This window comes from Streptomyces sp. Edi4 (assembly GCF_040253615.1).
GTDB lineage: Bacteria > Actinomycetota > Actinomycetes > Streptomycetales > Streptomycetaceae > Streptomyces.
This window is the reverse complement of record NZ_JBEJGY010000004.1, coordinates 5,162,728-5,187,568: the sequence shown is the minus strand read 5'-3', so window position 1 is coordinate 5,187,568 and position 24,841 is coordinate 5,162,728. Positions and strand designations below refer to the sequence as shown.

The 24,841-nt window shown below is 71.3% G+C and carries 29 protein-coding genes; 12 read left to right on the top strand and 17 right to left on the bottom strand.

What is annotated here, in order from left to right:
* Positions 1-25 precede the first annotated feature (25 nt).
* Positions 26-436 carry a hypothetical protein gene (locus ABR738_RS25665; protein ID WP_350232306.1) on the bottom strand — a complete coding sequence of 137 codons (411 nt, stop codon included), beginning with the start codon at positions 434-436 and terminating at the stop codon, positions 26-28.
* A 67-nt stretch (positions 437-503) separates the two neighbouring features.
* Between ABR738_RS25665 and ABR738_RS25660 the strand changes: the two genes are divergently transcribed.
* Positions 504-1,199, top strand: coding sequence for a uridine kinase (locus tag ABR738_RS25660; RefSeq protein ID WP_350232305.1), 696 nt, complete (start codon positions 504-506; stop codon positions 1,197-1,199).
* Between the two features lie 124 nt (positions 1,200-1,323).
* Here ABR738_RS25660 and ABR738_RS25655 read toward each other — a convergent pair whose 3' ends face one another.
* Positions 1,324-2,115, bottom strand: a complete 792-nt coding sequence (locus ABR738_RS25655) for a SigE family RNA polymerase sigma factor (protein WP_350232304.1) — start codon at positions 2,113-2,115, stop codon at positions 1,324-1,326.
* 193 nt (positions 2,116-2,308) lie between these two features.
* Between ABR738_RS25655 and afsQ1 the strand changes: the two genes are divergently transcribed.
* The 5 genes from afsQ1 to ABR738_RS25630 all read left to right on the top strand — a co-directional run bounded on the left by afsQ1 (position 2,309) and on the right by ABR738_RS25630 (position 6,128).
* Entirely contained in the window at positions 2,309-2,986 is a 678-nt protein-coding gene (gene afsQ1, locus ABR738_RS25650) for a two-component system response regulator AfsQ1 (protein WP_189762146.1), read from the top strand.
* A 40-nt stretch (positions 2,987-3,026) separates the two neighbouring features.
* Positions 3,027-4,532 (top strand): sensor histidine kinase, encoded by a 1,506-nt coding sequence (locus tag ABR738_RS25645; RefSeq protein ID WP_350232303.1) that lies wholly within the window; start codon positions 3,027-3,029, stop codon positions 4,530-4,532.
* A complete protein-coding gene (locus tag ABR738_RS25640; protein ID WP_350232302.1) occupies positions 4,529-5,152 on the top strand; it encodes a hypothetical protein in 624 nt (207 codons plus the stop codon). The genes ABR738_RS25645 and ABR738_RS25640 overlap by 4 nt, the downstream gene beginning before the upstream one ends.
* 127 nt (positions 5,153-5,279) lie before the next feature.
* Positions 5,280-5,831, top strand: a complete 552-nt coding sequence (locus tag ABR738_RS25635; RefSeq protein ID WP_502964138.1) for a VanZ family protein — start codon at positions 5,280-5,282, stop codon at positions 5,829-5,831.
* 93 nt (positions 5,832-5,924) lie between these two features.
* Positions 5,925-6,128, top strand: coding sequence for a PspC domain-containing protein (locus ABR738_RS25630; RefSeq protein ID WP_350232300.1), 204 nt, complete (start codon positions 5,925-5,927; stop codon positions 6,126-6,128).
* Positions 6,129-6,185: 57 nt separating this feature from the next.
* On the opposite strand, the gene ABR738_RS25625 is transcribed toward ABR738_RS25630, so the two are convergent.
* From ABR738_RS25625 to ABR738_RS25615, 3 genes are all read right to left on the bottom strand, one after another.
* Positions 6,186-6,878 carry a hypothetical protein gene (locus ABR738_RS25625; protein WP_350232299.1) on the bottom strand — a complete coding sequence of 231 codons (693 nt, stop codon included), beginning with the start codon at positions 6,876-6,878 and terminating at the stop codon, positions 6,186-6,188.
* A 76-nt stretch (positions 6,879-6,954) separates the two neighbouring features.
* Positions 6,955-7,254, bottom strand: a complete 300-nt coding sequence (locus tag ABR738_RS25620) for a hypothetical protein (RefSeq protein ID WP_350232298.1) — start codon at positions 7,252-7,254, stop codon at positions 6,955-6,957.
* 124 nt (positions 7,255-7,378) lie between these two features.
* Positions 7,379-8,533: an adenosine deaminase gene (locus ABR738_RS25615; RefSeq protein ID WP_350232297.1), complete on the bottom strand. Its 1,155-nt coding sequence runs from the start codon at positions 8,531-8,533 to the stop codon at positions 7,379-7,381.
* 129 nt (positions 8,534-8,662) lie between these two features.
* Between ABR738_RS25615 and ABR738_RS25610 the strand changes: the two genes are divergently transcribed.
* Entirely contained in the window at positions 8,663-9,427 is a 765-nt protein-coding gene (locus ABR738_RS25610) for an alpha/beta hydrolase (protein ID WP_350232296.1), read from the top strand.
* Positions 9,428-9,455: 28 nt separating this feature from the next.
* On the opposite strand, the gene ABR738_RS25605 is transcribed toward ABR738_RS25610, so the two are convergent.
* Positions 9,456-10,361: a LysR family transcriptional regulator gene (locus ABR738_RS25605; protein ID WP_350234738.1), complete on the bottom strand. Its 906-nt coding sequence runs from the start codon at positions 10,359-10,361 to the stop codon at positions 9,456-9,458.
* Positions 10,362-10,481: 120 nt separating this feature from the next.
* Between ABR738_RS25605 and ABR738_RS25600 the strand changes: the two genes are divergently transcribed.
* Together ABR738_RS25600 and ABR738_RS25595 are read left to right on the top strand one after the other, a co-directional pair.
* A complete protein-coding gene (locus ABR738_RS25600) occupies positions 10,482-11,765 on the top strand; it encodes an MFS transporter (protein ID WP_350232295.1) in 1,284 nt (427 codons plus the stop codon).
* A gap of 92 nt (positions 11,766-11,857) precedes the next feature.
* Positions 11,858-12,859, top strand: coding sequence for a sigma-70 family RNA polymerase sigma factor (locus ABR738_RS25595; protein ID WP_350232294.1), 1,002 nt, complete (start codon positions 11,858-11,860; stop codon positions 12,857-12,859).
* Between the two features lie 154 nt (positions 12,860-13,013).
* On the opposite strand, the gene ABR738_RS25590 is transcribed toward ABR738_RS25595, so the two are convergent.
* Entirely contained in the window at positions 13,014-14,342 is a 1,329-nt protein-coding gene (locus ABR738_RS25590; protein ID WP_502964137.1) for an NsdA family TPR-like regulatory protein, read from the bottom strand.
* Between the two features lie 139 nt (positions 14,343-14,481).
* Between ABR738_RS25590 and ABR738_RS25585 the strand changes: the two genes are divergently transcribed.
* Both ABR738_RS25585 and ABR738_RS25580 read left to right on the top strand, forming a co-directional pair.
* The gene (locus tag ABR738_RS25585) at positions 14,482-14,733 is read left to right on the top strand and encodes a hypothetical protein (RefSeq protein ID WP_350232292.1); all 252 of its coding nucleotides are present in this window, start codon (positions 14,482-14,484) and stop codon (positions 14,731-14,733) included.
* Positions 14,730-15,059 carry a hypothetical protein gene (locus ABR738_RS25580; RefSeq protein ID WP_350232291.1) on the top strand — a complete coding sequence of 110 codons (330 nt, stop codon included), beginning with the start codon at positions 14,730-14,732 and terminating at the stop codon, positions 15,057-15,059. The genes ABR738_RS25585 and ABR738_RS25580 overlap by 4 nt, the downstream gene beginning before the upstream one ends.
* A 544-nt stretch (positions 15,060-15,603) precedes the next feature.
* Here the strand turns inward: ABR738_RS25580 and ABR738_RS25575 are convergent.
* Positions 15,604-15,924 carry a hypothetical protein gene (locus tag ABR738_RS25575; RefSeq protein WP_350232290.1) on the bottom strand — a complete coding sequence of 107 codons (321 nt, stop codon included), beginning with the start codon at positions 15,922-15,924 and terminating at the stop codon, positions 15,604-15,606.
* A gap of 100 nt (positions 15,925-16,024) precedes the next feature.
* Positions 16,025-16,846, bottom strand: a complete 822-nt coding sequence (locus ABR738_RS25570; RefSeq protein ID WP_350232289.1) for an NAD(P)H-binding protein — start codon at positions 16,844-16,846, stop codon at positions 16,025-16,027.
* 87 nt (positions 16,847-16,933) lie between these two features.
* Here ABR738_RS25570 and ABR738_RS25565 point away from each other — a divergent pair, with 87 nt between their 5' ends.
* Positions 16,934-17,353, top strand: a complete 420-nt coding sequence (locus ABR738_RS25565; protein WP_350232288.1) for a winged helix-turn-helix transcriptional regulator — start codon at positions 16,934-16,936, stop codon at positions 17,351-17,353.
* 110 nt (positions 17,354-17,463) lie between these two features.
* Here ABR738_RS25565 and ABR738_RS25560 read toward each other — a convergent pair whose 3' ends face one another.
* The 8 genes from ABR738_RS25560 to ABR738_RS25525 form a co-directional block, all read right to left on the bottom strand.
* Positions 17,464-17,790 (bottom strand): STAS domain-containing protein, encoded by a 327-nt coding sequence (locus ABR738_RS25560; protein WP_350232287.1) that lies wholly within the window; start codon positions 17,788-17,790, stop codon positions 17,464-17,466.
* A 30-nt stretch (positions 17,791-17,820) separates the two neighbouring features.
* Positions 17,821-18,144, bottom strand: coding sequence for a hypothetical protein (locus tag ABR738_RS25555; protein WP_350232286.1), 324 nt, complete (start codon positions 18,142-18,144; stop codon positions 17,821-17,823).
* 145 nt (positions 18,145-18,289) lie between these two features.
* Positions 18,290-18,877, bottom strand: coding sequence for a Uma2 family endonuclease (locus ABR738_RS25550; protein WP_350232285.1), 588 nt, complete (start codon positions 18,875-18,877; stop codon positions 18,290-18,292).
* 109 nt (positions 18,878-18,986) lie between these two features.
* On the bottom strand, positions 18,987-20,264 hold the full coding sequence (locus tag ABR738_RS25545; RefSeq protein WP_350232284.1) for a thymidine phosphorylase: 1,278 nt from the start codon (positions 20,262-20,264) through the stop codon (positions 18,987-18,989).
* 140 nt (positions 20,265-20,404) lie between these two features.
* Positions 20,405-20,797 carry a cytidine deaminase gene (locus ABR738_RS25540; RefSeq protein WP_350232283.1) on the bottom strand — a complete coding sequence of 131 codons (393 nt, stop codon included), beginning with the start codon at positions 20,795-20,797 and terminating at the stop codon, positions 20,405-20,407.
* Positions 20,794-22,083, bottom strand: a complete 1,290-nt coding sequence (locus ABR738_RS25535; RefSeq protein WP_350232282.1) for an ABC transporter permease — start codon at positions 22,081-22,083, stop codon at positions 20,794-20,796. Before ABR738_RS25535 ends, ABR738_RS25540 begins: the two co-directional genes overlap by 4 nt.
* Complete coding sequence (locus tag ABR738_RS25530) at positions 22,080-23,204, bottom strand: ABC transporter permease (RefSeq protein WP_350232281.1); 1,125 nt, start codon at positions 23,202-23,204, stop codon at positions 22,080-22,082. The genes ABR738_RS25535 and ABR738_RS25530 overlap by 4 nt, the downstream gene beginning before the upstream one ends.
* Positions 23,201-24,736: an ABC transporter ATP-binding protein gene (locus ABR738_RS25525; RefSeq protein WP_350234737.1), complete on the bottom strand. Its 1,536-nt coding sequence runs from the start codon at positions 24,734-24,736 to the stop codon at positions 23,201-23,203. Before ABR738_RS25525 ends, ABR738_RS25530 begins: the two co-directional genes overlap by 4 nt.
* Positions 24,737-24,841: the final 105 nt, after the last annotated feature.

Below are 24,841 nucleotides of genomic sequence, written 5' to 3'. Positions count from 1 at the left end.
CTCCCCCGTACGTTCCCCGTGTCCGTCAGCGCGGGAGCGCGCCGACCGCCGTGTCCACCACGGGCAGGTCCTTGAGGGCGGCGCCGCTCGTGAGGACGCCGGTGGCCGAGGTCGTCGAGACAGGCTTGAAGTCGGCGATCTGGGTGCCCACTCCATTGGTCAGCGGGTCGACGCCGGTGTTGGCCAGCGGGTCGAGCCGCAGGCCCGCCACGGGGCCGACGGTGTGGCCGACCGCGCCGGTCAGGCCCTGGGCCGCGGCCGTGAGGTCGTCGGCGCCCGCGTCGCGGCCGAGGGCGGGCGCGGGCATCGGCAGGGCCTGGGCGGCCTGGCCGGCGCCCACGAGGGCCACACCGGCGGCGGTGACGGTGAGCCCGGCGCGCAGCAGCGCCCTGTGACGCCGGGTGCCGGCGACGCCGGGGGCCTCGTGATGTGCCATGGGTTCCCACTCACTCTCGTAGCGTTCGAAGCGTAATCAGGCGAACACGAAGCGTAGTTGAGATGTGATGCTCGATACCACCGGCCTCCCCGATGGATCCCACTCCCGGGTGCATGGCCCACACTGGTGTCCCGTGAGCTCTTCTGCCGTGGCGACGCGCGTCGTCCTCCTCTCGGGGCCCTCCGGCTCCGGCAAGTCGTCCCTCGCCGCCCACACGGACCTGCCCGTGCTGCGCCTGGACGACTTCTACAAAGAAGGTGACGACCCGACCCTGCCGGTGGTGGCGGGCAGTTCGGACATCGACTGGGACTCCCCGCTGTCCTGGGACGCCGACGCGGCGGTGGACGCCATCGTGGAGCTGTGCCGCACGGGCCGCACCTCGGTGCCGCTCTACTCGATCGCGACGAGCTCCATCACCGGCACCACCACGCTCGCCATCGAGCGCACCCCGCTGTTCATCGCGGAGGGCATCTTCGCCGCCGACATCGTGACCCGCTGCCAGGAGCTCGGTGTCCTGGCCGACGCGATCTGCCTGCGCGGGCGGCCGAGCACCACCTTCCGCCGGCGCCTCCTTCGTGATCTGCGCGAGGGCCGCAAGTCGGTGGCGTTCCTGCTGCGCCGCGGCTGGCGTCTGATGCGGTCCGAGCGCGCGATCGTGGCCCGCCAGTCGGCCCTGGGCGCGCACCCCTGCGGCAAGCAGGAGGCACTTGGCCGCATCGCGGGCGCGGCGGCGGGCCGCTCCCGTACGGCCGCGGCGGCCTGAGCGGGCCCGGCGGGCGGCACACAACAGAGCGGCGGGGCCGATGGCCCCGCCGCTCCCCCCGATCCCCCCGGGGGTCCCCGTGTCCCCCGTGGACCCCCGTTTCCCTTTCCCCTCCCCCGGACCTTCAGGCCACCAGCTCGCCGAAGGACTCCTCCTCGTCACGGCCGAAGCTGAGGACGTCGTCCTCGCGCAGCCGGCGCAGCGAGCGCCAGATGCTTGACTTCACCGTGCCGACACTGATGTTGAGTATGTCCGCGATCTCCGGGTCGGTGCGGCCCTCGTAGTAGCGCAGGACCAGCATCGTGCGCTGCGTCTCGGGAAGGCGGGCCAGCGCCTGCCAGAGCACGGCGCGCAGTTCGGTGCCGCGCATCGCGTCCGTGTCGCCCGCCGTCTCCGGCAGTTCCTCGGTCGGGTACTCGTTCAGCTTGCGCCGCCGCCAGGCGCTGATGTGCAGATTGGTCATCGTGCGGCGCAGATAGCCGCCGACCGCCGCCTTGTCGCTGATGCGGTCCCACGCCCGGTAGGTGGAGAACAGCGCGCTCTGCAACAGGTCCTCGGCCTCGAAGCGGTCGCCGGTCAGGTGGTAGGCGGTGGCGTAAAGGGAGGCGCGGCGCTCCTGGACGTAGGCGGTGAACTCCGCCTCCGACAGGCTCGCCGGCTCCCCCGAGCCCTCCCGGTACGCCGCTTCTCCGCCGGTTCGCCACGCGTCGCCCCCGGACGGAACCGAAGGGGCCTCCACCACCGTCATGTAGGGCAGCGTCATGCGAGGGTCCTGCTGCGCGGAGGGCGTGTGCTGACGCCCGGCGCCGCGAGCGCACCCCCGCATGCTCGCGGCACCGGACTTCTCGGTGCTCCGTACGACGTCGTGGAGACGCGTCACAACTGCGCTGGAGTTGGTGCTGTGCAGTGCTTTCATCTCGCGCCCCCCGTCGGGTGGAGTCTGTGTTTCATCGGCGTGCTCGGTTACGAGGAAGAGCCTGCCCGGGCAGTTTCATGGGGTTGTCCTGCGACTGTCACAGAGGCGTCACAGCCGTCGTGGCGCACGTCCGCGCGGTCCGGGGGCAGGACGGGGGTCGTACTCCTTCCCCCCATGGGCCAGAATGACCTCTGTGCCTTTCCTGTTGCTGATCGAGGACGACGACGCCATCCGCACGGCCCTCGAACTCTCCCTGTCACGCCAGGGCCACCGTGTGGCCACCGCGGCGACGGGAGAGGACGGCCTGAAACTGCTGCGCGAGCAGCGGCCGGACCTGATCGTGCTGGATGTGATGCTGCCCGGGATCGACGGCTTCGAGGTGTGCCGCCGCATCCGGCGCACCGACCAGCTGCCGATCATTTTGCTGACCGCGCGCAACGACGACATCGATGTGGTGGTGGGCCTTGAATCCGGGGCCGACGACTACGTTGTCAAGCCGGTCCAGGGCCGGGTGCTCGACGCCCGGATCCGGGCGGTGCTGCGTCGCGGCGAGCGGGAGGCCACCGACTCGGCGGCGTTCGGCAGCGTGGTGATCGACCGGGCCGCGATGACCGTCACCAAGAACGGCGAGGACCTGCAACTCACCCCCACCGAACTGCGGTTGCTGCTCGAACTGAGCCGCCGTCCCGGACAGGCGCTCTCCCGCCAGCAGTTGCTGCGGCTCGTGTGGGAGCACGACTACCTGGGCGATTCCCGGCTCGTCGACGCCTGTGTGCAGCGCCTGCGCGCCAAGGTCGAGGACGTGCCGTCCTCACCGACGCTGATCCGTACGGTCCGTGGCGTGGGCTACCGCCTGGACACCCCCTCGTGAACCTGTCACACCGTCCCCGTACCCCCCAGAAGCAGGGCAAGTGAAGCGAGCTGTACTCGCCGGTCTGCGCTGGACCAGTCTGCGGCTGCGGCTCGTCGTCGTGTTCGCACTCGTCGCGCTCACCGCCGCCGTCTCCGCCTCCGGCATCGCGTACTGGCTCAACCGCGAGGCCGTGCTGGTGCGCACCCAGGACGCGGCCCTCAACGACTTCCGCCAGGGCATGCAGAGCCGGGCGGCGTCCTTGCCGTTGCAGCCGGCCGAGCACGACCTCCAGAGCGCCGCCCAGCAGATGGCGGACAGCTCCAACTCCCGGTACAACGTGGTCCTCGTGGATGAGCGCGCCCCGGGCAAGCCGATCGTGGGCGCGTCCGACCTGGACGTCTTCACGCTCGATGACGTGCCCGCCTCGCTCCAGGACGCGGTCACCAAGAAGCAGAAGGTCACCCAGACCAACGCCTACCCGTACCACCTCTTCTGGCAGCGCGTCACGCTGCACGGCCATCCCTACCTGGTCGGCGGCACCAAGGTGATCGGCGCCGGGCCGACCGGCTACATGCTGGCCCCGCTGGACCAGGAGCGGCGCGACCTCAACTCCCTGGCCTGGTCGCTCGGCATCGCCACCTTCCTCGCGCTGCTCGCCTCCGCGCTGCTCGCGCAGGCCGCCGCCACCACCGTGCTGCGGCCGGTACGGCGCCTCGGGGACGCGGCGCGCAGGCTGGGCGAGGGCAAGCTCGACACCCGGCTTCGAGTGTCCGGCACGGACGAACTCGCCGATCTGTCAAGGACGTTCAACCGCACGGCGGAGGCTTTGGAGAAGAAGGTCACCGACATGAGCGCGCGCGAGGAGGCGAGCCGCCGTTTCGTCGCCGACATGTCGCACGAGCTGCGTACGCCGCTGACCGCGCTGACGGCCGTCGCCGAAGTCCTCGACGAGGAGGAGGACAGCCTCGACCCGATGATCGCGCCCGCCGTGCGGCTCGTGGTCTCCGAGACGCGGCGCCTGAACGTCCTGGTCGAGAACCTGATGGAGGTCACCCGCTTCGACGCGGGCACCGCGCGTCTGGTCCTGGACGACGTGGACATCGCCGACCAGATCACCGCGTGCATCGACGCCCGGGCCTGGCTCGACGCCGTCGAACTGGACGCGGAGCGCGGCATCATGGCCCGCCTCGACCCGCGCCGCCTGGACGTGGTCCTGGCCAACCTGATCGGCAACGCGCTCAAGCACGGCGGGTCCCCGGTGCGGGTCTCGGTGCGGGTGGAGGGCGAGGAGCTGGTCATCGCGGTACGCGACCACGGGCCCGGCATCCCCGAGGACGTACTGCCGCACGTCTTCGACCGGTTCTACAAGGCCAGCGCCTCACGGCCGCGTTCGGAGGGCAGCGGGCTCGGTTTGTCCATCGCCATGGAGAACGCGCACATCCACGGCGGCGACATCACCGCCACCAACTCCCCCGAGGGCGGCGCCGTGTTCGTGCTGCGCCTGCCGATCGACGCCACGCCGCCCGCCGGCCCCCGGACGCCGGAAGGAGACGCGGCGCAGTGAGAGGACCCCTTCACCGGCCGGCCGTCGTGCTGGCCGGGCTCATGACGCTGGGCGCGGCCGCGTCCGGCTGCGGCATCCGTCCCACGTCCGTCCCCGTCGACGCGGGCCCCGCGCCGTCGCGGGTGGCGTGCACGGTGTCGCAGGACGCGCTGACCCCGCAGTTCGAGGGCGTCACCGTCCAGGTGTATCTGGTGTGCGGCGCCCAGCTGGTCACGGCCGAGCGTTCGGTACGCATCCCCGAGAGCAAGGGCGCGGCCGACCGGGTCCGTTTCGCGCAGGCGCTGCTCGACGCGCTCATCGCCCCGGCGTCGGGCGAGGAGAAGGACGCCGGGTACACCACGGCCCTCAAGGGACCGCTGACCGTCTCGGCGGCCCGCCCGGGCGACCCGGCGGGCACGCTGCGCCTGAGCCGCGAGCCCGAGGCCCTGTCCGCCCGGGCGCTCTCGCAGGTGGTGTGCACGTTCGCGGAGAACACCCCGGCCGCGCCTGACGCCCAGCAGATCCTGCTCGGCGGGCCTGGCGGGGATCCGGCGCGCGGCTACAGCTGCACCTCCGAGATGAAGTCGCGCCCCGACAGCACGGCCACCCTCGGCGAGATCGCCCCCTCCCCGCGGGCCTAGGGGGTGGCTGGTGGATCAGGGTCGGCACCCCCGGCCATGGTCCACCAGAGACCCCCTAGAGGAGCACTCGGGGGAATCACCCGGCCGAGGCGGAACCGTTCCCGCCGCCGTCCGCGTCTTGGGCAGCGTGCAGCAGCGTGAAGGTCAGGGCGGCGACGCCGTCATCCGGTTCCGCGTGGTGGGATGCGTGCTCCTCCTCGCGCATCTGCTGCTCGTGGCATGGGTCACCCTGCGTCCACGGGACGTGCTGTGGGTGACCGCCACCAATCTGACCCCGCTCGCCGGCATCAAGGCCGATCTGGCGCTCGGCCCCCTGGAGGCCGCCCACCGGATCGGCGAGGGGCTTCTGCTGCTGGCGCCGCTCGGGATACTGCTCCCGCTGGCCGGCGGCCGCCTCTGGGTCTCCCCGCTCGCCTCGCTGGTCCGCACCGTCCTGGCGGGCGCGCTGATCTCCCTCGGCATCGCCCTGCTCCAGACGGCCGTGCCCGGACAGGTGCCCGATGTCGACGCGCTGCTCCTGAACACCACCGGAGTGGCCCTGGCCCACCTCGCGGTGGTACCGGCGGGCCGGCGCGGCATACGCCGCAGGAACCAGCGCGTGGGCCCCGCCCCCGTCCTTCGGGAGGACTCCGCTCAGGGGCGCACCCCGACGATTCCCAGGGTCGGGATCGCCCCGTAGCCCGAGGCCGCGCGCCGCGCCGGGCTGGACCATGGAGACATCACGAGGGAGCCCACGCAGAGGGCTCCCCGCCCGCTCCCGAAGGAGCCTTCCATGAGCGCCTCTCTCGTCCGACCCACCGAAGGCCGCATGATCGGCGGGGTGTGCGCCGCACTCGCACGGCGTTTCGGCACCTCCGCGTCCACGATGCGCGTGATCTTCCTGGTGTCGTGTCTGCTTCCGGGGCCGCAGTGCGTGCTCTATCTGGCCCTGTGGGCCCTGATCCCCGGCGAGAAGTCACCCCGCGCCGCCTGGTAGATCACCGCCGACAGGTCAGCGCCGGCAGGTCACCGCCGGCAGGTCAGCGCCGGCAGGTCAGCCGGTCCCGGACCTGGCCAGTTTGGCCAGCTGTACGTCGGCGATCTCGCGGGGCACCCGCACCGCCGGGGCCCGGCGCCCGGACAGGTCGATCGCCATGAACCGCACGATGGTGGCACCCCGGCGCACGACGACGATGTGCACCGGCGCGGGCGCCTGCCGGCTCGGCGCGGTGGCCGTCCAGCTGACCGATTCTCCGCCCAAGACGTCGTAGGGCACCGCCCGCACGTCCTGATAGGTGGCCTCGCGGCCGTCGAGCAGGGTGGCGAAGTCTGTCCCGCAGCGGGTCAGCGCGGTGCGCAGCCGGATCATCAGGTCCCGCGCGTCCGGCTCGGCGTAGGCCGAGAGCGACGCGGACACGGCGAGGCCGGGCACGCTGCGGGAGCCGAGGCCCCGGTTCACGGTCGCGCGGGCGCGGTCGTCGGGGCGTTCGCCCATGACTTCGGCGAGCGGCGCGCAGGCGGCCCGGTCGGCGTGCGGGGTGCCGCGGGTGTCGTCGGGCGAGGGGTCGCCCGACACCTGGTAGCCGGGCACGTCGGCGGCCGCGAGCGCGGCGCGCGCAAGGGCGGCGCGCATCGGGGAGGAAGCGCCCGCGAAGCCGTCGGGCCCACCGCGCGGTCCGGCGCAGGCCGCCGCGGCCACCGCGGTCAGGGTGAGCACCGCCGCTCGGGCGTACGCCGTCGGACGCATGATCCGGACCCTACTCGGACACCCGAGGGGCGCGCACCCGGCTCACGGGTGCCCGCCCCTGGCGGGCCGGTCCAGGTCAGCCGGAGAGACCCGGCAGTCCGCCAGTGTTGAGGCTGCCGGCCACCGGCCCTGTGGGCAGTCCGCCGAGGAGCCCGGCGACCGGGTCGGAGCTGGTGCCCTTCTTCTGGCCGGCCAGCGCCTCGGGGGAGGCCGCGGGCACCGCCCGGGCGACGACGCCGAGCGGGGTGCCGGCGGTCAGGCTCGACACCGTTCCCATCGGAAGCGCGGGGGCGGCGGAGGCCGTACCGGTACCGACGGCAGCGAGGGCGGCGGCGCCGAGGGCAACGACACCGATCGTCTTGGGGGACTGCTTCATCAGAGGTTCGTCCTTGGGAAGGGGAGGGTGGGCGGCTCGCCAAGGTAGTCACGCCGGGACCCGGGGGCAAACACCCGAAAACGGCCGGGCGTTCGGCCACCCGGCCGTTCCCGTCCGCCGGGGATCAGCCGCTCGCGGAGGCGGAACCGCTGGTCGTGGCCGTCTGCTGGAACAGCCATTCGGATTTCAACTCGGCATAACCGGGCTTGATCACCTCATTGATCATCGCGAGCCGTTCATCGAAAGGAATGAACGCGGATTTCATCGCATTGACCGTGAACCACTGCATGTCGTCGAGCGTGTAGCCGAACGCCTTCGTCAGGTGCTCGAATTCCTGGCTCATGCTGGTCCCCGACATCAGCCGGTTGTCGGTGTTGACGGTGGCCCGGAAGTGCAGTGTGCGCAGCAGCCCGATGGGGTGGTCGGCGTACGAGGAGGCGGCGCCGGTCTGGAGGTTGGAGGTGGGGCACATCTCCAGGGGGATCCGCTTGTCGCGCACGTACGAGGCGAGCCGGCCGAGCTTCACGCCGCCGTCCTCGGTGACCTCGATGTCGTCGATGATGCGGACGCCGTGGCCGAGCCGGTCGGCGCCGCACCACTGGAGCGCCTGCCAGATCGACGGCAGGCCGAAGGCCTCGCCTGCGTGGATGGTGAAGTGGTTGTTCTCGCGCTTCAGGTACTCGAAGGCGTCGAGGTGACGGGTGGGCGGGAAGCCCGCCTCCGCGCCCGCGATGTCGAAGCCGACGACGCCCGAGTCCCGGTAGGAGTTGGCCAGTTCGGCGATCTCCAGGGCGCGGGCGGCGTGCCGCATGGCGGTCAGCAGCGCGCCCACCCGGATGCGGTGGCCGCCCGCGCGGGCCCGCTTCTCCCCTTCGCGAAAGCCCTCGTTGACGGCCTCGACGACCTCTTGGAGGGTGAGGCCCCCCTCCAGGTGCTGCTCGGGCGCGTAGCGCACCTCGGCGTAGACGACGCCGTCCTCGGCCAGGTCCTGGGCGCACTCGGCGGCGACGCGGACGAGCGCGTCGCGGGTCTGCATGACGGCGCAGGTGTGCGCGAAGGTCTCCAAGTACCGTTCGAGGGAGCCCGAGTCGGCGGCCTCGCGGAACCAGATGCCGAGCTTGTCGGCCTCGGTCTCGGGCAGGCCTTCGTACCCGACTTCGCGGGCGATGTCGATGATGGTCCCGGGGCGCAGACCCCCGTCGAGGTGGTCGTGGAGCAGCACCTTCGGGGCACGGCTGATCTGATCCGGGGTGGGCACGGATGCGGTCTGGCTCGTCATCTGCGCACTCTAGCCCCTACGCGCGTAGATCGCCGGGTGTCGGGCGTCCGGGCGCCCAGGCGTCGTCGATACGTAACAGTGACCGTGCGGACGGGTGGCGTACACCCGGGCTTCTGAGACTGTTCTGCCATGGCACAGCAAGCGATTCCCCTGCCTGCTGCCCGGCTGGGACGGGCCGTCGGTGCGACCGGCGCCGGCGCGACGGTCAGCGGTGTGGTCCTCGTGCTCCCGGACGGCGACCCCGTCTCGGCACGCCGGCCCTCCCCCTTCTCCTACGCGGCCGCGCTGCCCCTGGCCCGCAGGCTGGCCAGGGACGGCCGCGCGGCGGGCCTGGTGGCGCACGGCGTGCACTACCGCGCGGGCGGCTGGAACGGCGGCGACGCCCGGCTCGCCCTGGACGCCGAGTGGGCGGCCGACGAGGCCGTACGCCGCTACGGCGATGTCCAGGTGTGCCTGGCGGGACACGGCATGGGTGCCCGCGCGGCGCTGCGCGCGGCGGGCCACCCGGCGGTCAACTCCGTTCTCGCGCTCGCCCCTTGGATCCCGCCGGACGACGTGACGGCCGATGGGGAGCCGGTGAAGCAGCTCGTGGGACGGCGGGTGCTCATCGTGCACGGCACCAATGACGCGCGCAGCGACCCCGAGCTCTCCTACCGCCTCGCCGAGCGCGCCAAGAAGGCCAACCGGGACACCTGCCGCTTCGAGGTCCACTCCGACGGCCACGCGCTGCGCCAGCACCGCCCCGAAGTGCACGCGCTCGCCGTGGACTTCGTGCTCGGGACCCTGTGCTCGCGCCCGTACGCCCGCCCGGTCGAGGACGCCTTCGCCGCGCCGCCGCCGCTGGGGCTGCGCATGCCCCTGGCCGCGGGGTTCGGCAAGTCCCTGCACCCGTAAGGGAGTTGCTGGGCCTCGGTCCGGGAACTCACTGCGGGATCAGCTTGCCGCGCCGGGACAGCAGGAAGGCCTTGAAGGCGGCCACCGGCGGGGTGTCGGGGTGGCCGTCGAGCCAGGCCACGCCGATCTCGCGCACCGCGCGCGGCGCGGTGACGGTCAGCTCCACGACCCCGGGCCTGGCCACCGCCGGTGGCGGCAGCAGCGCCACGCCGAGCCCGGCGGCGACCAGACCGCGCAGCGTCTCGGCCTCCTCGCCCTCGAAGGCGATGCGCGGCGCGAACCCGGCCTTGGCGCACAGGTCGTCGGTGATGCGCCGCAGACCGTAACCGGGCTCCAGCGTCACGAAGGTCTCATCGGCGGCCTCCGCGAGCCGCACCCGCTTGCGCCCCGCGAGCCGGTGGTCCTCGGGCACCACAAGACGCAGCCGCTGCTCGTCCAGGCGCCGGGCCACCAGGTCGGGCGCGTCGGGCACCGGCGAGGTCAGACACAGGTCGAGTTCACCGGCCCGCAGCCGCTCGATCATCGCCTCGCCGTAGTTCTGTACGAGGGTGAAGCGGATCCGGGGATGATCGGCCCGGAAGGCGCGGATGAGACCCGGCACGGTCTCGGACCCCATGGTGTGCAGAAAGCCGAAGGCGACCTTTCCGGTGCCCGGGTCGGCGTCCGCGCGCACCGACTCGGCGGCCCTGCCGACCTCGGCCAGCGCCCGCTCGGCCGAGCCGAGGAAGGCGCGGCCCGCGGCGGTCAGCGCCACGGTGCGGCCCTTGCGCGCGAACAGGGCGACGCCCAGGTCCTCTTCGAGACGGACCATGGCGCGCGAGAGGGTCGACTGCGGCACGCCCAGTTCGAGCGCGGCGCGTGTGACGTGCTCGTGGCGGGCCACCCCGACGAAGCAGGCGAGGCGCGGCGCGAGCGCCATCGCGGCGCCCTCCATGGATTCTACGTAACTGTTCAATGACACGCGCGCCTCTGACCTCGGCTGATGCAGGAGTGGATTGATTGTCCCCCATCTGTGCATTGGACGCATCAACGAAGGCGGGCCTACGGTCTTGGCATGCCTCCCGCCAGTACCGGGGCGTCCACCACCGTGGCCGCCTCGACCTCGTCGTCCCCGCTCCAGCTCGCCCCGGGCGCCGCCGGTTACCGCCGGATGAGCTTCGCGCTCTTCGCCGCCGGTGTCGCCACCTTCGCCCTCCTCTACTCCACCCAGGCCCTGCTGCCCCTGATCTCCGCCGACCTCGGGGCCACGGCGAGCGCGGCCAGCTGGACGGTGTCGGCGGCCACCGGCGCGCTCGCCCTGTTCGTCCTGCCGCTCAGCGCCCTGTCCGAGCGGTTCGGGCGCACCCGGATGATGACGGTGTCCCTGGCGGTCGCGGTGGCGGTAGGCCTGTTCGTGCCGTTCGCGCCGAACGTGACCTGGCTGGTGGCGCTGCGCGCCGTCCAGGGCGCGGCGATAGCGGGACTTCCGGCGTCGGCGATGGCGTACCTGGCGGAGGAAGTGCGGCCGAAGGCGCTGGTCGCGGCGATCGGCCTGTTCGTCGCGGGCAATTCGATCGGCGGCATGAGCGGGCGCATCCTGACCGGCTGGGTCGCCCAGGCCCTCGGCTGGCGCGCGGCGCTGCTCGCGGTGGGCGTACTGGCGGCGGTGTGCGCGGTCGCCTTCAAGGTGCTGCTGCCCAGCGCCCGCAACTTCCAGCCGGGTTCACTGAACCCGCGCGCCCTGGCCCACACGGTGCGCGGCCACCTCACCGACCCGCTCCTGGTCCGGCTGTATGTCATCGGCGCGCTGTTCATGACGGTGTTCGGCGCGGTCTACACGGTGATCGGCTACCGCCTCACCGCGGCCCCCTTCCATCTGCCGCAGGGCCTGATCGGCTCGATCTTCCTGGTCTACCTGGTCGGTACGGTCTCCTCGGCCACGGCCGGCAAGCTGGTGGCCCGGGTGGGCCGCAGGGGCGCCCTGTACCTGGCGGTGTCCACGACGGCGGCGGGCCTGCTGCTCTCACTCGCGAGCTCCCTGCCGGCGATCCTCGCGGGCCTTGTCCTGATCACCGCGGGCTTCTTCATGGGCCACTCCGTCGCCTCCTCCTCGGTCAGCCACACCGCCAAGCAGGGCCGCGCCCAGGCGTCCGCGCTCTACCAGTCCGCGTACTACCTGGGCTCCAGCGCGGGCGGCACGCTCGGCGCGGTCGCCTTCCACGCGGCGGGCTGGCCGGCCACGGTGGCGCTGGGCCTCGTCGCGGTCGTCGGCGTCGTATCGGTGACTCTGTACGGCACCCACGCGGCCCGCGCCGAGCGCCGCGTCCAGCGCCTGCGCTTGGCACACGCCCGCCCCTGACCTGCGCTTTCTTCGGTTAAGCGCGCGATTGTCAGTGGGGTCGGGTAGCTTCGCGAGTGCTGGTAGTGCACGGTGCGACACGGGGTGGACCGATGAGTGATCTGGCAGCGGCGGCGGACCTGGACGTACGCCTGGAGGAACACCGCAGGGAGCTGACGGGGTACTGCTACCGCATGCTCGGCTCGGCCTTCGAGGCGGAGGACGCGGTGCAGGACACGCTGGTGCGGGCGTGGCGGAGCATCGACAAGTTCGAGGGCCGCTCCTCCCTGCGCTCGTGGCTGTACCGCATCGCGACCAACGTGTGCCTGGACATGCTGACGGCAGGCAACAAGCGGGCCCGCCCGATGGATCTGACGGCGGCCACCCCGGTGGCCAACGCCCAGCTCAACTCCCGCCCGGAAGTGACCTGGTTGGAGCCGGTGCCGGACGGCCGGGTGCTGCCCACTGTCGAGGACCCGGCGGAGGCGGCGCTGGCCCGCGAGTCGGTGCGGCTCGCCTTCGTCGCGGCGCTCCAGCACCTGCCGCCCAAGCAGCGCGCGGTGCTGATCCTGCGCGAGGTGCTGGCGTGGAAGGCGGCGGAGGTCGCCGAGCTCCTGGACACGACGGTCGCCTCGGTCAACTCCGCGCTCCAGCGCGCCCGTTCGACGCTGGCCGAGTCCGACCCGAAGCAGACGGACGCGGCCGACCCCCTCGACGAGGAGCAGCAGAAGCTCCTGGACCGCTATGTGGCGGCCTTCGAGGGCTACGACATGACGGCCCTGACCGCCCTGCTCCACGAGGACGCGACGCTGTCGATGCCGCCGTACGACCTGTGGCTGCGGGGCCACGACGACATCGTGGGCTGGATGCTGGGCGTGGGCTCGGTCTGCCGCGGCTCCCGCCTCCTGCCGACGGTGGCCAACGGCACGCCGGCGTTCGCCCACTACCACCCGGACCCGGCGGGCGGGTTCGCCCCGTGGGCCCTGATGGTGCTGGAAACGACCGGGGGCAAGGTCTCGGGCATCACGTCCTTCCTGGACACGGAACGCTGGTTCCCCTTGTTCAACCTCCCGGCCCGCCTTGACGCGGAGGGGTACGCGGTGACGGCCGACTGAGGGGGGCAGCCTCTCGGTGCGGGGTGCGCGGAGCTGTGCCTTTTGCGACGCGGCCCCACCGCGACCGCCGTGGCCCCGGCACCGGGTGCTCCTACGGCGCCGGGGAAACCGCGCGGGACGCGAACAGCCGGCACCGAGACCCGGGCCACGACCCCTACCCGTAGAGCCGGCCCGGCATCACCGCACGCGCGCGGTCGAGCAATTCGCGGGCCACCGCGTTCTTGGCATGGGGCCGCAACATCCCCGCCATGCGGGACATCCGGTCATCCGCTCGCCCGGACTGCACCAACGGGTAGTCGTCAAGCGCCAGACCCCAGGTATGGCAAGCCGCTTCAAGGTGTCCGACCTGCAACTGCCGTTCGGCCAGAAGCCCCCGGCGGTGCACACGAGAGCGCCGGTAGACATTGTGCCGCGTCCGATCGGACTCCAGCATCGCCTCGACCGCGCCCGCCACATCACCCAGCTCATAGCGGACCTGGCTCACGTGGTAGTGAAGGGAAGCGGGATCGTACGAGCCGAAGGCCTTCCCCCGGGATTCGGCTCGGTCCATGGCGACCTCGGCCTCACTCATGTACCGCAGCGCGCCGACTCGGTCTCCGGTCTGCGCGGCGGCATGAGCTTGCTGTCCGGCCAGGAAGGCCCGCATGCGCGGCCCTGCGGCAGGCGAGGCCGCAGCTGCCGAGTCGGCCAGCCGCGCCGCCGTTCGGCCGTGCCCCAGATCGACGGCTTGAACGCTCATCCCCCGCAGCGTGGTGCAGTAGGTCAGGTGATCGTCGGCCGCCCCCGCAAGCTCAAGAGCCTTCACGTAGTAGCCCTGCGCCAGCCCGTGCAGGCCCTCGTCCACCGCCATGTATCCGGTTAGGTAGCAGAGGTCCGATGCGGCCGACCGCATGGCGTTCTTGACCGCTTCGGAGCCATCGGCGCGGAGAGCGGGAGCCACCGTGTTGACCAGAAAGGCGGCAGCCATGGGGCGTGCGTACCGTCCTCCGAACTCGTCGTCCAGATCGGAAACGCGCTCGGTCATGGCGACGACCATGTCGACGTCGTGCGGGCCGATACGCGTGGTCTTCCCTGACTGCAGAGCTTCCGCACGACCTACGACGTCCGGCCATCCGGGGATCGTGAGGGCCACGGAGAACAGGCCCGCACCGAGCACGCCTCGCCGTGACGGGCCCATGTCCCCCCTCCCCAACTCGACCAGCCCCTCCACCGCATCGGGCACGGGTGCAGACGGGGCCGAGCAACGCCCGAACCCCGCCTCGGCGTGGGTCACGGGACGCTGAAGCCGTCGCGACAGCGCTTCGACGATGAAGCCCCGCACCCGGTCCCGGGGCGTCGTACCCCCGAGCCAATGATGTGCCGCGGAGGCGATGTATCGCAGGGGCGTGCCGTTCTCGCTCCCGACCAGGTTCACGGCGCGCGCCCATTGGCTGAGCGTCCAGCCGCTTTCCGCGAACAGTCGCCGCAGGTGATCGTTCGGCATGCCTGCCATCGTCGCCAACTCCCCTCGCCAGTAAGCGATTTAAACGTTATAAATCCGCCGCGCCGCATCCACGGTACCGCTGAGCGTGGTCATGCGGTTGCTTAGAGACAGGAGAGACCACCGAGGAAGGAACCGCGCCATGGACGTGGACAGCACCATGCACCGGGCCGAGGACGCCACCGAAAGCACCGCCGAATACGCGGTGGACACGGCGAACGACAACAGAATCGGCGTCGTACAGGAACGCTTCGAGGGGAGCGTGTACCTTCGGCCGCCGGGTGGCGGAGTGGAGTGGACCACCCGGCCCGAGGCCCTGCGCCACCCCTCGGCCACCGAACTCGTCCAGGCACACGTCCTCGACACTCCCGTCCAGGGGCGACGGAACCGATGAGCATCAGGAGCGCCGCACGGTTCGTGCGCTACCGCGTCATGGCCCACCCGGACGGACCCTTCAGCATCTCGGCTACGTGCGTGAAGGGGGCCTGCCACTTCGTGGTCCTTCCGACGGACCAGGTCGACAAGGCGAGCCAGGCCATGCGGCAGCACACGGCGAACACCGGCCACGCCGTCTTCACCCGCACGGTCCAGGACACGGCCGTCGTGGTCCTGGCCGACCGGGCCGAACAGGAACGACGGGCCCAGGCCAACGCCTTGGAATACAGGCACCTCGGCGGCGCCGCCGAGGACGCGCGGGCCGACACCCGAAGCATTGAGTAACCCCCAGACCGCGTCCAGTACCGGTCGCAAGGGGGCCGAACTGGCGGGCACGGTCGGCGCGTTGCTCACCGGACAGTGGCGCACCGCCCACGCGGGAGGCCCACCGCGTGGCAAACGAAGCGAAAGCGAAGTAAAAAAGGAGGGTCAACTGGCATGGAAGGCGTGTCCGGCACCGAGACAGTCCGGTTCGAGTACGTGACCTACACCGCGAGGCGCGAAACGTGCCCGGCCTGTCGCGAACCCATCCCCTTGGACCTGCCCGCCCAGCGAGGGACGCGCGCTCACGGGGACGGAACGCGTCGTATCGCCCATTGGCACCTTCGGTGCGTCAAGGCCGGCGAGACCCGGCCTAGGGTTCCGTAGTACGGCACGCCGAACACCGAATCATCCCGGCGCGGGAGCCCCGCACCCACCGTGGTGGCGAGCTCCCGCCACAAGGACTGGGCAGCCAGTGCCGAGCAGTTCAACCGACTTCCGGTCGGCGATGGCCGTCTGCCATCGACGCGCCCCGCCACTTCGGCGGGGTGGGATGGCGGGCCTCCCCTCACCCCTGGATCTCACGCATGAGCATGCGCAAAGTGAGGCTGTGCTTCTCGGGCAGCAATGCGTCCATGGCCGCCAGCGCGTAAGCGGCGCCTCCCTGCCGGTCTCCGGCACGCGCCAGCATCAAGCCCCGGTGCATATCCAGATGCGTGGCGGAGCGTGGCAGAGCCGGGGGGAGCTCCGCGCGGACCGCGTCCTGTGCGGCGACCGCCCCTGGCTCATCACCGAGCCGGGCCAGCAGCAGGGAACGGAATACGTTCAGCCGCGCCGGATCGCCCCGCAGGGCCGGAGCGTTGACCGGCGGGCGGTACCCACCGTGCATGGAGGAGGCCAACCGTGCGGCGACATGGGACGCAGGTTTCCGCCGTTCGACCTGCGTCCCACCCGTACGGGGAGTTCACTGATCAGCACGGGGTGCGGTGCTAGAGGCTTGCCTCTGCCCGTGTGGCGGACGCGACGGCGACCGCCGTGGTCAACGGGTCGCGGGCCGGGCGGCCGAGAAGATGCGCGAGGTCGGGAGTGGTGCCGTTCAGGAAGCCGTGGCGGATGCCCGTGGCGATCGACGCGAGCATGGGGGGCTGGAACGGCAGGAGCCCCGGCGTCTCATCGAGAAGCCTTCGGCGGTACTCGCCCAGGCCGATGGTGTGGTGCGGGACGCCGAGTTCGTCCGCCACCTGCCCCGCCGTGATCGGCGTGCCGACGAGGTCGTAGACCATGCCGTCGTGCCGCGCCGGATCCGCCGCCACGTTCGCCGCGGCATCGGCGAGGTCTTCCCGCGCGACCGCCGCCAGAGCGCCCTCTGCGAACGGGGATTCCACCGCGTCACCGGCCCACATCAGCAGGCCGCCGAAGAGCTCGGCGTACAGGCCGTTGCGCAGGATCGTCCACGGCAGGCCGCTCGACCGCACCAGGCGCTCGGTGGCCCGGTGTGCCAGGGCGAATCCGAGGTGGTCGCCGGCCGTGGTCAGGCTCGTGTACACGACGTGGCGCACGCCGTCACGGACGGCGGCGTCCAGGACAGCCGTGTGCCGGCCGACGACCTGATCGTCCTCGCCGTAACCGGCGGAAATCAGCACCAGGGTCGACACCCCGGTGAGATCGAGGCTCGCCGGATCGTCGAAGTCGAGGTGCCGCGTTCCCTCGCCCGGCGTGCGGCTGCCGCCCGTGGCGGTGGCGCCGCCCGCACGCAGCGCCGCGAGGGTGGCCGCGCCGAGGTTCCCGTTTGCGCCCGTCACCAAGATCATGTGATTCGCAGTCTTCCGTCGTGGTTCTCATCAGTAACTACGCTTGATCCTTCATCGCACGCCCACCCGCCACAAGAAGGCACTTTGATGTCAGCCACGCACACCGGGGTAACCACTCCTGCCGCCCTTGGCCCCTGTGGCCGCGAAGACCACCCCGACTGCGGGATCCGGGACGTCCTGGACCGCATCGGCGACAAATGGTCGGTGCTGGTGATCGTCGAACTCGCGGGCGGGCCGCGCCGGTTCCGCGAACTGCAACGCGCCGTCGACGGCATCTCCCAGCGCATGCTCACCCTCACCGTCCGCAGACTCGAACGTGACGGCCTCGTACTGCGCACCGTGTATCCGACCGTCCCGGCGCAGGTCGACTACCGGCTCACCGAGACCGGAGCCGGCCTGACCCACCTGGTCAAGGCACTCGCCGACTGGTCTCTGGCCCACCGGGGCGCCATCGCCGAAGCCAGGCAGGCGTACGACCGGACGCACCCCGACCACGACATTCATTGACATTGACGAGGAAGGCCGTCATCGCACGTCGGCCGTCCGCTCGCCGGACCCCGTGTCGGGACGTCCACCGGGCCCCGCACCGGGACGTTCGGCCGCGTGCGGCCCGGGTGTTACGGGGAGTCCAGCCCCAGCCCCGCCAGATCGAGCAGCGCCACCAACCCCGCCCCCGCGTTGCGCAGCACCACCCGTCCCCCGGCCCGCCGAGCCGTGAGCCGCAGCCGGGCCACGGCCTCGACCACGGCCAGGTCGGCCCGGGTCACCGCGCCGAAGTCGCACACCACCTCCCGCGCCCCGGCCCCGTACAGCCCACGCAGCCGCTCGCACAGGAGGGGTACGTCGGCGAAGGTGAGGGGGTCGGGCACGCTGAGGACGGCGGGCCGCTCCGGGGGATCGATGGGTTCCACACCGATGAGACCCCGGCGGGTCGCGGAAGTCATCGGTAGGCCGGAGCGAGCGGCCCGCCCCGCCTAGAGGACCGGGAATTCCCCGGTGTCGACTTCCAGGTCGAAGGGTGCTGGAAGCGTCAGCTTCGCGCCGTACTCGACGATGTCGAGGACCCGGTAGGTGCCGTGTTCGGGCGCGCGGTAGAGCGTCGGGGCCGGCCTGTCCGAGTGCCAGGGGTCGAGGAGCACGGCGTCGACGTGTCCCCCGGACGGCATGGGCGCCACGGTGATCACCCCGTCAAGGATCTCCACCTTCCGGCCCTCGGGTGCGTCCGTCCCCTCCCAGGTCCGGAGGACGTCGTCCCACTCATCGCCACTCCCCGAGTGATCGACGGCAATCGCGCCCACGGCGGCCCCCTACGTCGGTTCAACACGCAGTCCAGCACGCCGAACGGGACGATGACGGGTGCACGATCTCGTTCACCCGGACGTGGCCTCACAGTGCGTCGCGGTCCCAGCAGGGCCGTGGCCCCGGTCCTGCTGGGACCGGCTCCTAGTCGACAGGAAAAGCCCCCGTGTCCAGCCCCGGTCCGAACGGCGCGGGCAGCCGGATCACCTCACCGAACTTGACCGTCTCCAGAACCCGGTAGACATCGCCCTTCGGCTCGCCATAGAGCGTGGTCATGGGGCCGGCCGGAGCCCAGCGGTCGATGAGGAGGTAGAGCGGAACGCCCGCGGAGGCATAGCCCGCCGCCTTCGTCACGCGGTCGTGGACCGCGTTGGCCTTCGAGGTGATCTCCACGACCAACTCGGCTGCGGCCGCCGAGATGTAGCTGCCGGACCCTTCGTGCAAGAGGCCCTTCGGCACCACGGCGAGGTCGGGGATGTACAGACTGCTGCGGGAGGGCACTGCCGCTCCCAGCGTCTGATAGATCCCCCAGTCTTCGGGGATGGCCCCGTACAAGCGCCGCTGAACACTGTCGGCGATGTCGTTGTGGGCATTGGACGGCGGTGGTGACACGGTGACGATCCCCTCGATGATCTCCACCTTGCAGCCCTCGGGCCAGTCCGTCCCCTCCCAGAGGCGGACGACGTCGTCCCAACCCTGGCCGGGGTCGTGGCCAACCGTGAGTGCGCTCATGGCGGTCTCCCTACGTCGGTTCGTCACGCAGTCCAGCATGCCGAACGGGACCGGCGATGGTCCACCGGTCCCGTTCACCCATACGAGGGCGTCAGCCCAAACGCGCAGGTCAAGCGATACGTTCCCGCACGATCGGGGTCGCCGAGAAGGCCGTTCCCGCCGGCGCCACGTCGTAGGAGCCACCCAACGACTCCAGCGCGTACGCGAACTTCTCCGGCGTGTCCGTGTGCAGGGTCAGCAGCGGCTGGCCGGCCGTCACCGTGTCGCCGGGCTTGGCGTGGAGCTCGACGCCCGCGCCCGCCTGCACCGGGTCCTCCTTGCGGGCGCGGCCCGCGCCGAGGCGCCAGGCGGCGACGCCGATGTCGTACGCGTCCAGGCGGGTCAGGACGCCCGAGGAGGGCGCGGTCACGACGTGCTGCTCGCGCGCCACGGGGAGCTTCGCGTCCGGGTCGCCGCCCTGCGCCGCGATCATCCGGCGCCACACGTCCATCGCGGAGCCGTCCGCGAGGGCCTTGGCCGGGTCGGCGTCCTTGATGCCCGCCGCGTCCAGCATCTCGCGGGCCAGCGCGATGGTGAGCTCGACGACGTCGGCGGGGCCGCCGCCCGCCAACACCTCGACGGATTCCCGCACTTCCAGGGCGTTGCCCGCCGTGAGGCCGAGCGGGGTGGACATGTCGGTGAGCAGGGCCACCGTCTTGACGCCGCTGTCCGTGCCCAACGCGACCATCGTGGAGGCGAGTTCACGCGCGTCCTCGATGGTCTTCATGAACGCGCCGGTGCCGACCTTCACGTCCAGGACGAGGGAGCCGGTACCCTCCGCGATCTTCTTCGACATGATGGACGAGGCGATCAGGGGGATCGCTTCCACCGTGCCGGTCACGTCGCGCAGCGCGTACAGCTTCTTGTCCGCCGGGGCCAGGCCGTCGCCCGCCGCGCAGATGACCGCGCCGGTGGTGTCCAGGACGTTCAGCATCTCCTCGTTGGAGAGCAGCGCGCGCCAGCCGGGGATGGACTCCAGCTTGTCCAGGGTGCCGCCGGTGTGGCCAAGACCCCGGCCCGAGAGCTGCGGCACGGCCGCGCCGCACGCGGCGACCAGCGGGGCGAGCGGCAGGGTGATCTTGTCGCCGACTCCGCCGGTGGAGTGCTTGTCGGCGGTCGGGCGCGAGAGGGAGTCGAAGTTCATGCGCTCGCCGGAGGCGATCATGGCCGCCGTCCAGCGGGCGATCTCCTTGCGGTTCATGCCGTTGAGGAGGATCGCCATGGCCAGGGCGGACATCTGCTCATCGGCGACCACCCCGCGCGTGTACGCGTCGATGACCCAGTCGATCTGCTCGGGAGACAGCTCGCCCCGGTCTCGCTTGGTGCGGATGACGGAGATGACGTCCATGGCATTCCTTCCGGCTTGGTGCAGGTGGGTACGTACACACACGTTGGTACGTCCGCACACATGGGTACCTACGCGACTCTACGCGCATAGAGGGGAGTTGAGAGTGCGGCCCCCGCACGCGTGGTGCGGGGGCCGCGAGGTTACTTCAGGTGGTCCGGGCCGAAGGCCTGGGGCAGCATCTCGGCGAGCGTGAGCACACCCTTCGGGGTCTCCAACAGGAGGTCCGGGCCGCCGAATTCGAAGAGCAGCTGACGGCAGCGGCCGCACGGCACCAGCACGTCGCCGTGGCCGTCGACGCAGGTGAAGTGCGTCAGGCGGCCGCCGCCGGAGAGCTGGAGCGCCGAGACGAGCCCGCACTCGGCGCACAGGCCGATGCCGTACGAGGCGTTCTCGACGTTGCAGCCGGTGACCGTGCGCCCGTCGTCCACCAGGGCCGCCGCGCCGACCGGGTAGCCCGAGTACGGCGCGTAGGCGCGGGACATGGCCTCGCGCGCGGCCGTGCGCAGGGCCTCCCAGTCGGGCGTGGGCGTCATTTGCCCTGGCCCTTCCGGTAGCGCATGCCGTCCGCCTTGGGCATCCGCAGGCGCTGGGCGGAGAGCGAGAGGACCAGCAGCGTCACCACGTAGGGCGTCGCGCCGACGAAGTCGCCGGGCACGTCGTCGGTGACCAGGTACCAGACCAGGATGAGCACGGCCATCACCGCGCTGATCGCGGCCTGGATCATGGCCTTCTTGTACGCCTTCCAGCCCGCCAGCGCCGCGAGCAGCACGACGAGCAGGAGCAGCAGGGCGTGCACCGTGGGGCCGCCATTGCGCAGCTGGAGCGCGTCGGAGAAGCCGAACAGGCCCGCGCCCATGGCGAGTCCGCCCGGCCGCCAGTTGCCGAAGATCATCGCGGCGAGGCCGATGTAGCCGCGGCCGCCGGTCTGGTTCTCCAGGTAGATGTGCGAGGTGACCAGGGCGAGGAAGGCGCCGCCGAGGCCGGCGAGGCCGCCGGAGACGGCGACCGCCGCGTACTTGTAGGAGTACACGTTCACGCCGAGGGATTCGGCCGCGATCGGGTTCTCGCCGCAGGAGCGCAGACGCAGGCCGAAGGCCGTCTTCCACAGCAGCCACCAGGTGCCGACGAACAGCGCGACGGCGATGACGGTGACCCAGGAGACGTCGGTGAGCAGGCCGCCGATGATGCCGGCGAGATCGGAGACCAGGAACCAGTGGCGGTTCTGGATCGATTCCAGGCCCGAGGACAGGCCCGGGACGCTGAAGCTGGGCAGGGGGTCGGCGGGCGGCGACTGCTTGGGGTTGCCGCCCTTGACCTGGGCCTCGCCACCGTTGAAGAACAGCTTGGCCAGGTACTGCGTCACGCCGAGCGCGAGCAGGTTGACCGCGACACCGGAGACGATGTGGTCGACGCCGAAGGTGATGGTGGCGACCGCGTGGATCAGGCCGCCGAGGACGCCGAAGCCGATACCGGCGAGCAGGCCGAGCCAGGGGCTCGACTGCCAGCCGACCCAGCCGGCGCCGAACGTGCCGAGGATCATCATGCCTTCGAGGCCGATGTTGACCACGCCGGCCCGCTCCGACCACAGGCCGGCCAGGCCCGCGAGCCCGATCGGCACGGCGAGCCCGAGCGCGGCGCTGATCTGGCCCTCGCTGGTGAGCTGTTCGGCGCCGGTGATGACGCGTACGGCGGAGACGAGGATCAGCGCGCCCGCGATGATCATCAGGACCTGCGCGAGGGAGAACTTGCGCGTGGCGTTGCCCCGCTTGACCCCGGCCGGAGGCGGTGGGGTCGTGGTCGTGTCGGTCGTGACGCTCATGCCGTCACCTCCGTCTCGGTCTTGGCGGCCTGGGCCGCGAGCTCGGCGCCGACGCGCTGCTGCTGGCGCTTGAGGCCGTAACGGCGGACGAGTTCGTAGGCGATCACGACGCACAGGACGATGACGCCCTGGATCACGCCGAGGATCTCCTTGTCGTAGCCGATCACTTCGAAGTGTCCTGTGGTGCGCTCCAGGTAGCCCCAGAGCAGGGCGGCGAGCGCGACGCCCACCGGGTGGTTGCGGCCGAGCAGGGCGATGGCGATGCCCGTGAAGCCGAGGCCGAGCGGGAAGCTGTTGTCGAACTGGTGGCTGTCGTTGAGCAGCGTCGGCATGCCGACGAGACCGGCCACGGCGCCCGAGATGATCATGCTGGTGACGATCATCTTCTTGACGTCGGCGCCGCTGGCGGCGGCGGCCGACTCGGACTGGCCCACGGCCCGCAGGTCGAACCCGAAGCGGGTACGGCCGAGGGTGAACCAGTACGCCACGCCGACCAGGACCGCGACGACGATGAAGCCCCACAGCTGTCCGGCCGGGCCCATGTCCAGGGTGAAGAACCACGACGAGCTGGGCAGCGGCTTGGTGGAGACCAGGGTGCCGGCCTGGTCGAGCTGGCCGAGCCGGTCGGGCTGGAGCAGATAGGCGATGATCGCGGTCGCGATGGCGTTCAGCATGATGGTCGAGATGACCTCGCTGACGCCCCGGGTGACCTTCAGGACGCCCGCGACCGCCGACCACATCGCGCCGACCAGCATGGCGACGACGATGATGACCGGGATCTGCACGATGCCGGGCAGGTTCAGCGCGCCGCCGACCACCGCGGCGAGGAAGGCCGCGAGGCGGTACTGGCCGTCCACACCGATGTTGAAGAGGTTCATCCGGAAGCCGATGGCCACCGCGATGCCCGCGAGGTAGTACGTCGTCGCCTTGTTGAGGATGTAGACCTGGCTGTCGCTCGCCGAGCCGTACGACAGCATGTCGTTGAAGGCCGGGAACGGGTTCCTGCCGGTGGCGAGGATGATCAGGGCGGTGACGACAAGGGCCGCGACGAGCGCGAGCAGCGGCGCCGCGATCGCGAGGAGCAGCTTCTCCTTGTCGATGCGGGAGGTGAGCTTCTTCATCGGTCCTCTCCCCCAGTGTTGTGCTGGTGCTCCAGGTGGCCGCTGGCGGCACCGGTCATGGCGGAGCCCAGTTCCTCGGGGGTGATCGTGGCGGGGTCGGCGTCGGCGACCAGACGGCCCCGGTACATCACCCGCAGGGTGTCGGACAGGCCGATCAGCTCGTCCAGGTCGGCGGAGATCAGCAGGACGGCGAGGCCTTCACGGCGGGCCTCGCGGATCTGGTCCCAGATCTGCGCCTGGGCGCCGACGTCCACGCCCCGGGTCGGGTGCGCGGCGATCAGCAGCTTGGGGTGGTGGCTCATCTCGCGGCCGACGATCAGCTTCTGCTGGTTGCCGCCGGACAGGGACGCCGCGGTGACCTCGATGCCGGGGGTGCGCACGTCGTACTCGCGCACGATCCGCTCGGTGTCCTTGCGGGCGGCCCCGTTGTCGAGGAGGGCGCCCCTGGAGTTGGGCTTCTCGGTGACGTGGCCGAGGATGCGGTTCTCCCACAGCGGCGCTTCCAGGAGCAGGCCGTGGCGGTGGCGGTCCTCGGGGATGTAGCCGATGCCGCCCTCGCGGCGCTTGCGCGTGGGGGCGGTCGAGATGTCGGCGGTGTCCAGGGTGATGACGCCGCCGTCGGGCAGGCGCATGCCCATGATGGCCTCGACCAGTTCGGCCTGGCCGTTGCCCTCGACGCCCGCGATGCCGAGCACCTCGCCCTTGTGGATGGTGAAGGACACCGAGGACAGCACCTCGCGCACCACGCCGTCGGGGTCGGTGGCCGCCAGGCGCAGGTCGCTGACCTGGAGCATGGGCACCGTGGTGACCGTCGACTCGCGGGTCTCGGGCGAGGGCAGCTCGCTGCCCACCATGAGCTCGGCGAGCTGCTTGGTGGTGGTCGTGCGGGGATCGGCGGTGCCGACCGTGGTGCCGCGCCGGATCACCGTGATCTCGTCGGCGACCGACAGCACCTCGCCGAGCTTGTGCGAGATGAAGATGACGGTCAGACCCTCGGCCTTGAGCTCGCGCAGGTTGTCGAAGAGGGCTTCGACCTCCTGGGGCACGAGGACCGCGGTCGGCTCGTCGAGGATGAGGGTGCGGGCGCCGCGGTAGAGGACCTTCAGGATCTCCACGCGCTGGCGGTCGGCCACACCCAGGTCCTCGACCAGGACGTCGGGTCGCACGCCGAGGCCGTACGCGTCCGAGATCTCCTTGATCTTGTTGCGGGCCTTGGAGCCGATGCCGTACAGCTTCTCGCCGCCGAGGACGACGTTCTCCAGGACGGTCAGGTTGTCGGCCAGCATGAAGTGCTGGTGGACCATGCCGATGCCGAGCGCGATGGCGTCCGCCGGGCCGGCGAAGGAGGCCTGGGTGCCGTCGATGGTGATGGTGCCCTCGTCCGGCTTCTGCATGCCGTAGAGGATCTTCATCAGGGTCGACTTGCCGGCGCCGTTCTCACCGCACAGGGCGTGCACGGTGCCCTTGCGGACGGTGATGTCGATGTCCTTGTTGGCGACGACACCGGGGAATCGTTTGGTGATGCCGCGCAGTTCGACGGCGGGAGGGCTGGACGCGTTGATGGCGCACTCTCCTCGTGGGCAGGAGCAGGGGGGCGGGGAGCTTCCGGGGAAGCCGGGAAGCGTACTGGTGTGCCA